The sequence below is a fragment of the Streptomyces sp. NPDC040405 genome (assembly GCF_055595765.1).
Genome location: NZ_JBVIVI010000007.1, coordinates 300954 through 314871 on the forward strand (window position 1 = coordinate 300954; position 13918 = coordinate 314871).

11 protein-coding genes are annotated in these 13918 nt (G+C 73.6%); 1 reads left to right on the plus strand and 10 read right to left on the minus strand.

The window, feature by feature from the left end:
• Positions 1–7: 7 nt before the first annotated feature.
• The 7 genes from ACZ59A_RS28185 to ACZ59A_RS28215 all read right to left on the minus strand — a co-directional run bounded on the left by ACZ59A_RS28185 (position 8) and on the right by ACZ59A_RS28215 (position 6202).
• A complete protein-coding gene (locus ACZ59A_RS28185) occupies positions 8–733 on the minus strand; it encodes an ABC transporter permease subunit (protein ID WP_470963915.1) in 726 nt (241 codons plus the stop codon).
• Positions 734–747: 14 nt separating this feature from the next.
• Positions 748–1674, minus strand: coding sequence for an ABC transporter ATP-binding protein (locus tag ACZ59A_RS28190; RefSeq protein WP_470963918.1), 927 nt, complete (start codon positions 1672–1674; stop codon positions 748–750).
• Positions 1671–2570, minus strand: a complete 900-nt coding sequence (locus tag ACZ59A_RS28195; protein ID WP_470963921.1) for an ABC transporter permease subunit — start codon at positions 2568–2570, stop codon at positions 1671–1673. Before ACZ59A_RS28195 ends, ACZ59A_RS28190 begins: the two co-directional genes overlap by 4 nt.
• Complete coding sequence (locus ACZ59A_RS28200) at positions 2560–3594, minus strand: ABC transporter ATP-binding protein (protein ID WP_470963924.1); 1035 nt, start codon at positions 3592–3594, stop codon at positions 2560–2562. Before ACZ59A_RS28200 ends, ACZ59A_RS28195 begins: the two co-directional genes overlap by 11 nt.
• Before the next feature lie 70 nt (positions 3595–3664).
• Positions 3665–4255 carry a PspA-associated protein PspAB gene (gene pspAB / locus ACZ59A_RS28205; RefSeq protein ID WP_468043200.1) on the minus strand — a complete coding sequence of 197 codons (591 nt, stop codon included), beginning with the start codon at positions 4253–4255 and terminating at the stop codon, positions 3665–3667.
• 6 nt (positions 4256–4261) lie between these two features.
• Positions 4262–5170 (minus strand): zinc metalloprotease HtpX, encoded by a 909-nt coding sequence (htpX, locus tag ACZ59A_RS28210; protein ID WP_470963927.1) that lies wholly within the window; start codon positions 5168–5170, stop codon positions 4262–4264.
• 120 nt (positions 5171–5290) lie between these two features.
• Positions 5291–6202: an LLM class flavin-dependent oxidoreductase gene (locus tag ACZ59A_RS28215; protein WP_470963930.1), complete on the minus strand. Its 912-nt coding sequence runs from the start codon at positions 6200–6202 to the stop codon at positions 5291–5293.
• Between the two features lie 100 nt (positions 6203–6302).
• Between ACZ59A_RS28215 and ACZ59A_RS28220 the strand changes: the two genes are divergently transcribed.
• On the plus strand, positions 6303–7196 hold the full coding sequence (locus tag ACZ59A_RS28220; protein ID WP_470963933.1) for a Cof-type HAD-IIB family hydrolase: 894 nt from the start codon (positions 6303–6305) through the stop codon (positions 7194–7196).
• Between the two features lie 57 nt (positions 7197–7253).
• Here ACZ59A_RS28220 and ACZ59A_RS28225 read toward each other — a convergent pair whose 3' ends face one another.
• From ACZ59A_RS28225 to cydD, 3 genes are all read right to left on the minus strand, one after another.
• Positions 7254–8093: a hypothetical protein gene (locus ACZ59A_RS28225; RefSeq protein WP_470963936.1), complete on the minus strand. Its 840-nt coding sequence runs from the start codon at positions 8091–8093 to the stop codon at positions 7254–7256.
• A 157-nt stretch (positions 8094–8250) separates the two neighbouring features.
• Positions 8251–9918: a sensor histidine kinase gene (locus ACZ59A_RS28230; RefSeq protein WP_470963939.1), complete on the minus strand. Its 1668-nt coding sequence runs from the start codon at positions 9916–9918 to the stop codon at positions 8251–8253.
• Between the two features lie 136 nt (positions 9919–10054).
• The gene (gene cydD, locus ACZ59A_RS28235) at positions 10055–13909 is read right to left on the minus strand and encodes a thiol reductant ABC exporter subunit CydD (RefSeq protein ID WP_470963942.1); all 3855 of its coding nucleotides are present in this window, start codon (positions 13907–13909) and stop codon (positions 10055–10057) included.
• Positions 13910–13918: the final 9 nt, after the last annotated feature.

Here is a 13918-nt window from a genome sequence, read left to right on the forward strand (position 1 = left end):
AGGACGCTCACTCCTCCCCGGCGAGGGTGAGGGAGCGCATCTTGTGCCCCGCGAACCAGGTGGCGGCGCCGGTCGCGACGATCAGCAGGACGACGCCGGTCGTCAGGCCCACGTCCGAGGTGACCGCCTCGTCCGTGATCTTCTGGGCGATCGCCAGCGACCACTGCTGGACGCTGAGGGTCTTGGCCCCGGCCACCACGCTGCCGAAGAAGGCTTCCCAGACGAGGGCGTAGACCAGGCCGAACACGACCGCGTGCCGGGTGATCGTGCCCAGCAGCAGGAAGATGGCGCTGTAGGCGACGGATGCCACGGCGGCGGCCACGGCGTAGCCGACCGCCAGGTTGTGCGTGTTGCCGTTGAGGATGAAGCCCGCCAGCAGCGTGGGCAGGGCCGAGAAGGCGACCGTGACGCCGATCGCGACGATCAGCTTGGTGACGATGATCGTGGGCCGCTTCACCGGCTTGGCCAGCAGATAGATGACCGAGCCGTCGTCGATCTCCGGTCCGATCGCCCCGGTCCCGGCGATCACGCCGATCAGCGGGACCATGGTGGCGATCGCGAAGCCGCCCAGGATGGAGTTGGCGGTGGAGTCGTCGACGCCGGTGAGCATGCGTACGGCGAGCGAGATGGCCACCAGCAGCGCGGGCAGCACGAAGAGGATCAGCGCGCGGCGGCGGCCGAGCAGGGCTCGGTAGGTGAGCCGGGCGACGGTGGGATGGTAGAGAGCGGGCATCGCAGGGGCTCCTTTCAGGCCGCGACGAGGTAGGAGAACACGCTCTCCAGGGACTCGTCGGAGGGTGAGACCGTGAGGAGCCTGATGCCCTGTTCACGGGCGACACGGGGCAGCAGTTCGGTGAAGCGCGTGAAGTCGACGGCCTGGATGTGCAGTCCGCCGTCGGCGCCGTCGCTCGCGTCCACCTGGATCCCGGTGGTCGACGGGTCGGCGATGAGGGCGGCGGCGAGCGCGCGGTCGTCGCTGGACCGTACGAGGTAGCGGTGCGGACGGTCCGTCATCAGGCGGCGGATCTTGCGGAAGTCGCCGGAGGCGGCGTGCCGCCCGGCGACGATCACCTCGATGTGCGAGGCCAGTTGCTCGACCTCCTCCAGGATGTGCGAGGAGAACAGCACAGTGCGGCCCTCCGCGCCCATCCGCCGCAGCAGCTCCATCAGCTGCATCCGCTGGCGCGGGTCCATGCCGTTGAACGGCTCGTCGAGGAGCAGCACCGACGGCTCGTGGACCAGGGCGGAGGCCATCTTCACGCGCTGGCGCATGCCCTTGCTGTACGTGGAGATCTTGCGGGCCCCGGCGTAGTCCATCTCGACGGTGTCGAGCGCCTTGCGGGCGGCGGCCCGGGGGTCGGACAGCCCGTGCAGCTCGGCGTTGGCGATGACGAACTCGCGGCCGGTGAGGAAGTCGTACATCCCCTCGCGCTCGGGGACGATGCCGATGTGGCGGTAGGCCTGCTCGTTGCGCCAGATCGCGGCGCCGTCGAGGGTGACGCTGCCGGTGGAGGGGGCCAGGAAGCCGCCCATCATGTTGATGAGGGTGGACTTCCCCGCACCGTTGGGGCCGAGGAGCCCGGTGACCCCGGGGCCGATGGTCATGGTCACGTCGTTGACGGCCACGACGTTCCCGAACCAGCGCGAGACGTTGTCGATGGCGATCGTGGTCACAGCCCGACCTTTCGGTAGCGGCGCATCAGCAGCCCGAACGAGCCGGCGATCAGGCCAAGGAGGACGAGGACGTAGACGGCGCCGGGCCCGGCACCCGGGCCGAAGCCGCCGGGGTACGAGGAGCTGGCGCCGAGGAACGCCGTCTGCACTCCATCGATGATCGTGATGGGCGAGAACAGCCCGAGCCAGCGCACCGCACCGGTGGCGTCCTGGGCGTACGCGATGGCCTGGACGGTGGACACCGCGCCGTAGGAGATGGTCAGGACGGCGATCACGGCGGCGACGCCGAAGCCGCGCCGCGGGGTGATCGCGGCGACGACCAGGCTGATACCGGCGAAGAGGAGCGAGAGCAGACCCACGGAGACCAGTCCTTGCGCGAAGCCCTTCGTCTGGTCGGCGAAGTCGAGCTTGGCGAGCAGGGCCCCGACGTAAAGGATCACCAGGGGCGAGGCGGTGAGCAGGAAGAGGGCGGAGGCCATGGCCCCGCACTTGGCCAGCACATAGTCCACCGTCTCGATCGGGCGCGAGAAGTAGAGCGGGATCGTCTTGAAGCGCAGATCGCGGGAGACGGCCTGCGGGGCCTGGGCGGCGATGTAGAGGCCGATGACCGCCTGGAGCATGATCGCGTACCGGGTGTACTCGACCGGGAGCTTTTTCAGGTCGGTGGCGATGGCGACCGAGACGATGATCGCCGCGGGCGCGCACATCACGGCGAACAGCAGCATCGGCGCGACCTTGGACTTCGCCGAGCGGCCGAGGCCGTAGGCGCCGCGCAGGCTCTGCGAGAAGAGCGAGCGGCGGGCGTACGCACGGCCGAGCCGGGGGCCGTCGTAGTGGCGGTAGCCGATGTTGTGAATGACGTCGGCGCGCTGCTGGGGCACGGTCTCAGACGGCATCGACGGCACCTCCGTTTCCCTTGCTGGTCCCGTCTCCGGCGTCCTCGTGGCCGTCGTCGGTGCTGAAGATCTCCGCGATGCGGTGGCGGCGCTGTTCCATGCGGACCAGGCCGAGGCCGAGACCGGCGATGGCGTCCCGGACCGTGTCGTACGTCTCCTCGCCCGCGACGTCCACGAGCAGCAGATGGTCGGAGGCGGGCGCCCCGTCCGCGCCGCGGCGCGCGGGCGAGGCGGTGAGCCCGGCCCGGTCGAGGGCGGCGCGCAGCGCGGCGGTGCCGTCCGGGTGCTCGTCGGTGTCGGTGACCTCGACCGCGAGGGAGGCCGTCACCTGGGTGAAGTCGCTGGTGGAGCTGGAGCGCAGCAGCTTGCCGCCGTCGACGACCACCACGTGGTCGCAGGTCCGCTCCAGTTCACCGAGGAGGTGCGAGGTGACCAGGACCGAGATGCCGAAGTCGGTGTGGATGCGGCGGATCAGGGCGAGCATGTCGTCCCGGCCGACCGGGTCGAGGCCGTTCGTCGGCTCGTCCAGCAGGACCAGCTTCGGGTCGTGCACCAGTGCCTGGGCGAGCTTGACGCGCTGCTTCATGCCCGTCGAGTAGCCGCCGATGGGGCGATATCGCTCCTCGTACAGCCCGACATGGCGCAGCGTGTCGGCGGTGCGCTCGCGAGCGGCGGACGGCGGCAGCCCGGACATGCGCGCCATGTGGACGACGAACTCCGTCGCCGACACATCGGGCGGCAGGCAGTCGTGCTCGGGCATGTAGCCCACGTTCTCGCGGATGGCGCTGCCCTCGGTGGCCACGTCGAGGCCGAGAACGGCGGCGCGACCCTCACTGGCGGGCGACAGACCGAGCAGGATCTTGATCAGAGTCGACTTGCCGGCGCCGTTGGCACCCACCAGGCCCGTAACGCCCGGTGTGATGTCGACGGACAGCCGGTCGAGCGCGGTGACCCTGGGGAACCGCTTGCTCAAGCTTTCGGTGGCGATCACAGTCACGTGTTCGACGGTAGTGGTGTGAGCCACAGTCCACGTCACCCCAGATGGCTGCTTTTCCCTAGTCCTCCGGTCTGACACCCCCGTAGGGGGGCGGGGGTCAGGACTGGAGTCCGGGCGCGCCCCACACCGGGAACCAGCGGCTCAGGTCCTGCTCGATCCGCAGATCGTCCCCGAGCAGCGCCCGCACCTGGAGTTCCAGCGCGTTGTCCCGCTTCTCGGCGGCGCCCGGGAGCGGTGCGAAGGGATAGAACGTGCCGCGCTTGTACAGATAGACGAGCGCGAGCGAACGCCCCGCCGCCTCATGGAACCCGAGCAGCGAACACAGCAGCTGCGGGCCGAACCCCCCGTCCTGGAGCAGGGTGTTGACCGCGTGCAGGTCGTTCACCAGGGCCGCCACGTCGTCCGGCGGCTGCCGGGCCAGCAGCCACGTATAGCCGTAGCCGTCCTGGCTGAACTCGACGGGCACCCCGCCCCGGTCGGTGTCCGCGTCCAGCAGCTCCCGTACGTCCTGCTGGAGCCGCCCGAAGGCGCCGCCCTCGACGCTGGCGAAGCACACCGACCCGAGCCCCGTCGGGGTGAGCCCGGCGCCCGCCTCCAGGGTGACCGCGGCCGACGGCAGCCCGAAGAGCTGGTCGAGGTCGGGCCGTACGGGCTTGCTGCGGCCGAGGATGATGTCGAGGAGTCCCATGCGCCCTCAGCTCCGCCCCGGCTGGCCCAGCTGGGCGGCGATGCGCCCGAGCTGCCCGAGCCGCTGCTCCAGCGTCGGGTGCGAGGACAGCAGGCTGCTGAGGCTCTGCCCGGAGAGCGCCGGGGCGAAGAAGAAGGCGTTGAACGGCTCGGCCTTGCGCAGATCGCGGGTCGGGATGCTGGCCATCTGCCCGGTCACCTTGGTGAGGGCGGCGGCGAGCGCCGAGGGACGGCCGGTCAGCAGGGCCCCGGCCCGGTCGGCGGACAGCTCGCGGTAGCGGGACAGCAGCCGGGTCAGCAGAAAGCTGATCGCGTACACCACGGCGCTGACCAGCGGGATCAGCAGGACCGCGATGCCCACGTTGTTGTTGCGGCTGCTGCGGGACAGCCCGCCCCACAGGGCGGCCCGGGTCATGATGCCCGCCAGCACGCCGAGGAACGAGGCGATGGTCATCACCGCCACATCGCGGTGCGCCACATGGGACAGCTCATGGGCGAGGACGCCCTCCAGCTCGTCCGGCTCCAGCCGCCGCAGCAGCCCCGTCGTCGCGCACACCAGCGCGTTCTTCTGGCTGCGGCCGGTCGCGAACGCGTTCGGCACATCGCTGTCGGCGATCGCCACCCGCGGCTTCGGCATATCGGCCAGCGCGCACAGCCGGTCCACCGCACCGTGCAGCTCGGGCGCCTGCTCCGGGGTGACCTCCCGGGCGCCCATGCTGAACGCCGCGATCTTGTCGCTGAACCAGAACTGCGCGACGAACAGCCCGCCCGCGATGAGCAGGATCAGCGGCCAGGCACCGCGCAGCAGCGCGATCAGCACACCGACGAAGACCACGTAGAGCAGGCCGATGAAGAACATCGTCACGACCATGCGGGTGGTCAGCCCACGGTCGGGGGCATAGCGGGTACGCGACATGGGTGCCTCCACAGTCACTGCGGCAGCGGGAGTCTCTCTACCCCGATTCTGCTCCTCATTCCGGCCTTCGCGGCATATACGGCGTCCATGGCATGCAACAGGATGTACCGGAAGGCGGGGTCAGAGGGCGGCGACCCGCTCCACACCCTCCGTGGCGATCTTCTCGAAGACCCCGGGATCGGCCGCGAAGACCGAGTCGGCGATCGGCCAGTGCAGCACGATCTCGTCGATGCCCAGCCGCGCGTGCTCGCCCGCGAAGTCGACGAAGGCGTCCACCGAGCTGAGCGGCCCGGTCCCCTCCGGGGTGAAGCCGGTGAGCAGGATCTTGTCCGGCCCGTCCGCGTCCCGCCCGGCGTCGGCGCAGGCCTTGCCCAGCCGCTCGATCTGGCGGCCGATGGCGGCCAGCGAATCCGCGGGCGTCCCCGTCTCGAAGAGCTTCGGATCGCCCGTGGTCACCCACGCCTGCCCGTACCGCGCCGCGAGCCGCATCCCGCGCGGGCCGGTGGCCGCGACCGCGAACGGCAGCCGGGGGCGCTGCGCACAGCCGGGGATGTTGCGCACCTCGTGCGCGCTGTAGTGCTCGCCCTCGTAGTTCACCACGTCGTGCGTGAGCAGCCGGTCGAGCAGCTCGACGAACTCGCCGAACCGGTCCGCCCGCTCCCGCGGCGTCCACGCCTCCTCCCCGCCGCGCAGCAGCGCCGTCGCGTCGAAGCCGGAGCCGCCCGCGCCGATGCCGAGCGTGACGCGCCCGCCGGAGATGTCGTCCAGCGAGATCAGCTCCTTGGCGAGCGTCACCGGATGCCGGAAGTTGGGGGAGGTGACCAGCGTGCCCAGCCGCAGCCGGGAGGTCGCCGCGGCGGCCGCCGTCAGCGTCGGCACCGCCCCGAACCAGGGCCCGTCGCGGAAGCTGCGCCAGGACAGGTGGTCGTAGGTGTACGCCGCGTGGAAACCCAGCTCCTCGGCGCGCTGCCATAGCTCCCTGCCGCCGTCGGCCCAGCGGTGGACGGGCAGGATCACGGTGCTCACTCGCATGGCGTCGAGCCTAAGCGGTACCTCTGACAGCAGCAGCGCAAGGTCGTACGGGCCCCAGTCGAGCGCCCTTCCCGCACCGATGAGCGGCCCATGCGGGAGGATGGTTGCCGTGACCCCAGCGATCGAGCAGCCCGAGAACCCGGCCCCTGACCGTTCCGCCTCCGCCACGCCCCGCCCCCGGCTGATCGCCACCGACCTCGACGGCACCCTGCTGCGGGACGACAAGACGGTCTCGGACCGGACCGTCGCGGCCCTCGCGGCGGCCGAGCGGGCGGGCATCGAGGTGTTCTTCGTCACCGGCCGCCCGTCCCGCTGGATGGACGTGGTCAGCGCCCATGTGCACGGACACGGCCTGGCGATCTGCGCGAACGGCGCCGCCGTGGTCGACCTCCACCAGGGCGGGCTGCTGGTCGAGGTCCGCCCGCTGTCCGCCGACCGGGCGCTGGCCGTCGTGGAGACGCTGCGCCGGGCCGCCCCCGGCACGTCGTTCGCGGTCGAGCGCAGCGGCGGCATCTTCTACGAGCCGGAATACCCGCCCTTCCACCTCGACCCGGGCGCGATCATCGCCCCCGCCGAGAAGCTGCTCGACGACGGCTTCCCGCACGCCGACACCCCGGTCCTCAAGCTGCTCGCCCACCACAAGGAACTGGCGCCCGACGCCTTCCTCCGGCTGGCCCGCACCGAGGCGGGCGAGCACGGCGCCTTCACCCGCTCCAGCCCGTCCGCCCTGCTGGAGGTCAGCGGGCTGGGGGTCAGCAAGGCGTCCACGCTGGCCATGTGCTGCGCCGAGCGCGGCATCGCCGCGGCGGAGGTCGTGGCGTTCGGCGACATGCCCAACGACCTGGAGATGCTGACCTGGGCGGGCACCTCGTACGCCATGGCCAACGCCCACCCGGACGTGCTCGCCGCCACCACGCACCACACCGGCGCCAATACCGAGGACGGCGTCGCCGCCGTCATCGAGCGGATCCTCGCCGGACAGCCGGAACGGTGAAACGGAACCGCCCCCGGCCACCGAGGCCGGGGGCGGTCGTGTCCGACCGGGGTCGGTTTACCAGAAGACGACGGCGTACCCGTTGCCGCCCGTGGTGCCGTTGCCTCCCGCGGTGCCCGGGGCGGAGCCGCCGCTGGGAGTACCGCCGGCGCCGCCGTTGCCGCCCGCGCTGGTGTTGGTCAGCGGAAGGCCCACGATGCCGTCGACCGCTTCGCCGCCCTCACCGCCGTCGTCGCCGTCCTCGCCGCTCTCACCGGTCCGGTTGACCACGTAGATGCTGTTGCACGCACCGGTGCCGCCGGCGCCCCCGGTGCCCGGCGTACCCACGGTCGCGCCGGTCGCGCCACCGCCGGCGCCGCCACCGAGACCGCCGCCGGCGATGAGCTGCGGGCCGAGGATGGAGGCCAGGCTCGTCGGCCCGCCGTTACCACCGGCCGTACCCGTGGTGCCGGTCGCGGTACCGCCGGCACCGCCGGGACCGGCGGTGCCGCCGGTACCCAGGTCAACCGTGTAGGTGGCGAACGGCGTGACCGGGATGACGCACCAGGTGAAACCGCCGGCCCCGCCGCCACCGCCGGTGCCGCCCGCGGCGGCGCTGCTGGCGCCACCACCGCCACCACCGCCGCCGCCCGCGCCCCAGGCCTGGATGTGCACCGAGGTGACTCCCGGCGGCGGCGTGAAGGTGCCGTCCGCGGTGAACTCCTGCACCCCGTGGATGATGGTCGGCGGCTTCGGCGGCTTGGGGTGGCCGCCACCGCCGGTCAGCGTGGTGTCATCCGCCTGGACGGGCGCCATGGTCAGCAGCTGGCTGGAAATGGCCGCCGCGGTCGCGACGGAGGCAAAGAAGACCCGGCGGCGCGTCCGGGATCGCTGAGGAGTAGGGCTCTGGCTGTTCACGTCATGACTTCCTTCCCCGCAAGAAATGTCGCGGAGTGCGAAGGGATACGAAGGACCGAGGGCGGCCCGCGAGGCTCATCCCACCCGCGAGTTCGGCGCCGCGCATTCTGACGGCCTGATAGTTGGACCGCGTAGGTGAGGAGTTGGGCCGCCTGGGCTACGTACGCTCCTGCAACGGCACCTGCCAGACCACCGTCGTACCGCCCCGGCCCGGCCCGTTCTCCGACGCGTCCTCCACTCCGAACCCCGGCCCGTAGCTGCTCGACCCGCCCAGCGCCTCCGCCCGCCGGGCCAGGTTCGCGAGCCCGCTGCGCCGCCCGCCCGCCGGAACGCCCACCCCGTCGTCCGCGACCGTCAGCCGCACCGCCGGGCGCCCGTCGGCGAGCCGCGCCGTCACGTCCACGACCACCTCGATACGCGCCGCCCGGGCATGGCGGAAGGCGTTGGACAACGCCTCGCGCAGCGCCGCGACGAGGCTGGAACCGGCCGGTTCGCCGACCCTGGTGTCGACCGGGCCGAGGAAGCTCAGCGACGGCTGGAAACCGAGCGGCACCGCGGCCGCCCCGACCTCCCGCAACACCCGCGTACGCAGCCCGGACGGCGCCCCCTCCGGGCCCTGCTGCAGCGCGAAGATCGCCGTCCGTATCTCCCGGATGGTGGCGCCCAGTTCACCGGCGGCCCGCTCGACCTGTTCCTCCACCTCCGGCCCCGCCGCGTGCCGTCGCACGCTCTCCAGCAGCATCCCCGTCGCGAACAGCCGCTGGATCACCAGGTCGTGCAGATCCCGGGCGATCCGGTCCCGCTCCTCCAGCACCGCCAGACGTTCCCGGTCGCGCTGCGCCTCAGCGAGCACCAGCGCGACCGCGGCCTGCGCCGCGAACTGGAGGGCGAGCCTGCGCTCGGTGGCCGTGAACGGCCGGGCGCCGGGGCCACGCGGGGTGGCCAGCACCCCCAGCACCCGGTCGCCGCTGCTCAGCGGCAGCATCATGCTCGGTCCGTAGCGGCCCAGGACGGCGGAGGCCGGATCGTCGAGGAAGACCGGCTGCCCGGCCAGCAGCCGCGGCACGGCCGGGGAGCGGGCCGGGACGACGGTGCCGAGCAGCGCGGCCCCCTCCGGAGGGTTCGCGGCGTCCACCGCCACGATCTCCAGCCCGCCGCCCTCCTCCGGCACCAGCACGATGCCCGCCGCCGAACCGGCCAGCTGACGGGCCTTCTCCGCCACGACCACCAAGGCGTCCTCGGCGTCGCCGGACAACAAGGAGTGGGTGACGGCCACCGACCCGTCGATCCACCGCTCGCGCTGCCGCGTCGCCTGGTGGAGGCGGGCGTTGCCGATGGCGATCCCCGCCTCCGTCGCCAGCACCTTGACCAGGTGCAGATCGGGCACGCTGAACTCCCCGCCGTCCCGCTTCTCGGCGAGGCACAGATGGCCGAAGACCTCGTCCCCGACCCGGATCGGCACCCCGAGGAAGGATCGCGGCAGCGGCTCGTCCGACAGCAGCCCCGCCCCCGCGGACCGGCCGCTGAGCAGCGCGCCGCACCGCTCCCGGTCGGCCTCGGTCACCCCGTACGTGATGACCTCGGCGAGCCCTTGGCCCACCGCGTCGTTCACGCCGATCGCCGCGCACCGGGCGCCCGCAAGCTCGGCCGCGGTCTCGGCGATGCGGTCGAGGACGACGCGCAGCTCCAGCCCGGTGCCGATGGAGCGCATCGCCTCCAGCAGCCGCGGAACGCGCGCGGTCAGCTCGGTGGACAGCCCCTGGAGCCCACGGGTCGCCTCCGCGGCGATGTCCAGGGGGTCCGGTGAAGGTACCGAGGCCGCCATGGTCCGAGCCTATTTTTTCGGCGCCCGATCCGCCTCCGGGGCGCCGAAGCCCTCCCCGGCCGACCGCCGGAAGGCCCCCGCCAGCCGGTCGGACGCGGTCGCCCCGGCGCCGGAGGCACCGTCGGGCCCCGGCCGGTCAGGCAGGGGCACCCGAGCGCAGCGGGGGCGACTCGGCCACGCGCCGCGTCGCGGTCTCCGCCGCCTCGCGCTCCAGCATTCGGCGGAACGGCCCGCGCACCGCGGCCAGTTCCCCGTACGTACCGCGCTGTACGGCTCGGCCGCCGTCGAGCACGATCACCTCGTCGACCGCCTCCAGGCCCGCGAGCCGGTGGGTGATCAGCACGGTCGTACGGCCCCGGGTCGCCGTCAGCAGGTCGGCGGTCAGGGCGTCGGCCGTCGGCAGGTCCAGGTGCTCGGCGGGCTCGTCCAGCACCAGCACCGGGAAGTCCGCCAGCAGCGCGCGGGCCAGCGCGAGCCGCTGCCGCTGGCCGCCGGAGAGCCGGGCGCCCAGCTCGCCGACGTGGGTGTCGAGACCGTCCGGCAGCCCGTCCACCCACTCCAGCAGCCGGGCGGCGGCCAGCGCCGTGCGCAGCTCGTCGTCGCTCGCCCCGGTGCGCGCCAGCCGCAGGTTCTCCCGCAGCGAGCTGTCGAAGATGTGCGCGTCCTGGGCGCACAGCCCGACCAGCCGCCGCACCGCGTCCCCGTCCACGGCCGCCGCGTCCCGGCCCGCCAGGGTGTACGTACCGTCCTCGGCGTCCAGGAACCGCAGCAGCACCTGGGCCAGCGTGGTCTTGCCGGAACCGGAGGGGCCGACGACCGCGACCCGGCGGCCCGGCTGCAGCTCCAGGTCGAACCCGTCCAGCGCGCGGGTGCGCTGCTCCGCGTGGCGCGCCGACAGCCCGCGCACCACCAGCGGAAAGGCCGACGGGGGTGGCTCCTCGGCGCCGCCGTCCCGGACCGGAAGCGGCGCGTCGATCACTTCGTACACCCGCTCGGCGGCCCGCCGCACCCGCTGCCGGTGCTGCACCGCGAGCGGCAGCCCGGCGACGGCCTCGAAGGCGGCCAGCGGCGTCAGCACCACGACGGCCAGCCACACCCCGTGGATCCGCCCGTCGGCCACCGCCCCGACCCCGGCCCAGGCCGCGACGGCCACGGTCAGACCGCAGACGAGGGCGGACAGCCCGGCGCCCGCGCCGGTGGCGGCGGCGCCCCGCCGGGCGATCCCGGTGAGCACCCCGTCGGCCCGGCGCACCGCGTCCAGCCGACGGGGCAGCGCGCCCGCGACCGTCAGCTCGGCGGTTCCGGCCAGCAGGTCCACGACCTGCGCCGACAGCGCGCCGCGCGCGGGCGACAGCCGACGCTCCGCGCGCCGGGCGAGCGCGCCCGACACGGCGGGCACCACGGCCCCGGCCACCAGCAGCCCGGCCGCGAGCACGGCTCCGGCCTCGGGCAGCACCCAGGCGGTGAACGCGACCGAGGCGGCGCTCACGACCAGCGCCGCGCCGACCGGCAGCAGCCAGCGCAGGAAGTAGTCCTGGACGGCGTCCACATCGGCCACCAGCCGGGAGAGCAGATCCCCGCGCCGGGTCTCCTTGAGCCCCGCGGGCGCCAGCCGCTCCAGCCGCCGGTAGACGGCGACCCGCAGTTCGGCCAGCACCCGGAGCACGGCGTCGTGCGAGACCAGGCGCTCGGCGTAGCGGAAGACGGCCCGGCCGATGCCGAACGCCCGGGTCGCGGTGACCGCCACCATCAGATACAGCACCGGCGGCTCCTGGGACGCCCGCGAGATCAGCCAGCCGGACACGGCCATCAGCCCCACGGCGCTCAGGAGCGCGAGGCTCCCGAGCAGCAGCGCCAGCCCGAACCGCCCCCGCCCGCCCCGCGCACCGGACCGCACCCGCCGAAGCGCCCCGAACGCGGCACCGGTCCGCTCCGTCGCGGTGTCCGGGCAGCCCCCAGCCGAGGGGTACGACACGGCGGGCCCGCCCCCGCTCGCCGCCGCGGTCTCCGAGTGCGCGTTGTCCGTACCCAACGCCGATGGCTCCGGGCGCGCGCCGTCCGGTTGCCGCCCCAAGCCCACGTCAGGGGCGGCTGAGGCTCCGCTCGCCGCTGCCGACGCGTCGTCCGGCCCCGCGAGGCGCGCCCCGGCACGCGCGGGCCCAGCCGCCCACGCGGCATCCACAGCGCCGCCCCCGTCTACGGCAACCTCACGCTCGCCCGCACCCGCATGCGCCGACGCACCGGCAGCCGGGTCAACCGCCTCCACCCCAAACCACGCCGAGTCGCCAGACCCACCCCGGCCCACACCCGGCCCGCCGTCCCCGCACCCGGCCGCGACCGCGGACGCGTCCGCGGTCCCCGGCAGGGCGATCACGCGGTCCGCCAGCGGCAGCAGGGCCGGGCGGTGGACGACCAGGAGGACCGTACGGCCCTGCGCCAGCCGCCGCACCGCGTCGACGACCGCCGCCTCCGTCGCGCCGTCGAGGTTCGCCGTGGGCTCGTCGAGCAGCAGCACCGGGCGGTCGGCCAGGAAGGCGCGGGCCAGGGCGATCCGCTGGCGCTGGCCCGCGGACAGTCCCGCGCCCATCTCGCCGAGCCGGGTCCCGGCCCCCTCCGGCAGCGCGGAGACGAAGCCGAGGGCGTCCGCCTCCCGCAGGGCGTCGCGCACCGCCGCGTCGTCGGCGTCGGGCCGCGCCAGCCGTACGTTGTCCGCGATGGTGCCCGCGAACAGGTAGGGGCGCTGCGGCACCCAGGCGATCTGACGGCGCCAGCTCTCGGGGTCGAGCGACGCCAGGTCGCGGCCGTCGAGCAGCACCCGGCCCTCGGACGGCTCCGCGAAGCCGAGCACGACGTTCAGCAGGGTCGTCTTGCCCACGCCGCTGGGGCCGGTGATCGCCACGGTCTCTCCGGGGCGGACCTCGAACGAGGCCGGGGCCAGGGAGGGCGCGGTGCGCCCGGGGTGACGGACGGTCAGCCCGTCGACCGCGAGCACGGCGTCCCGGGCGTCGGGCGCGGGCGGGCCACCGGCCGCTGCCGGTTCCCGCTCCAGCACGGCGAACGCCTCGTCCGCCGCCGCCAGGCCCTCCGCCGCCGCGTGGTACTGCGCGCCCACCTGACGCAGCGGCAGATACGCCTCGGGCGCGAGGACGAGCACCATCAGCCCGGTGTACAGGTCGAGTTCGCCGTGGACGAGCCGCATGCCGATGCCGACCGCGACCAGCGCGACGGACAGCGTGGACAGCAGCTCCAGGGCGAAGGAGGACAGGAAGGCCAGCCGCAGCGTCTTCAGCGTGGCCCGCCGGTAGTCGGCGGTGATGGACCGGATCGCGGCGGCCTGGGCCTTGGCACGGCCGAAGACCTTGAGGGTCGGCAGTCCAGCGACGACATCGAGGAAGTGGCCGGACAGCCCGGACAGCAGCCGCCACTGGCGGTCCATCCGGGACTGGGTGGCCCAGCCGATGAGCACCATGAACAGCGGGATCAGCGGCAGGGTGGCGACGATGACCACCGCCGAGACCCAGTCGGCGGTGACGATCCGGGCGAGGACCGCCGCCGGAACCACCACCGCCAGACCCAGCTGGGGCAGATAGCGGGCGAAGTAGTCGTCCAGCGCGTCGATGCCACGGGTGGCGAGGGTGGTGAGTTCCCCGGTGCGCTGGGAGTCCAGCCAGCCGGGCCCCAGCCGTACCGCCCGGTCCAGCAGCCGCAGCCGCAGCTCCGATTTGACCGCGGCGCTCGCCCGGTGCGCGGCCAGCTCGGTCAGCCAGGAGACGGCGGCCCGGCCCCCGGCGACCAGCGCCAGCCAGATCAGCGGCGACGTCAGGGCGCCGGTGCCCTCGCCGCGCTGGAACGCGCCCACCACGATCTCGGCGATCAGCATGGCCTGCGCGATGACGAGCCCGGCCCCGACGAGCCCCAGCGCCACGGAGGCCGCCAGGAAGAACCGGGTCGCCCGCGCGTACCGGAGCAGTCGGGGGTCGATTGGTTTCACGTGAAACAC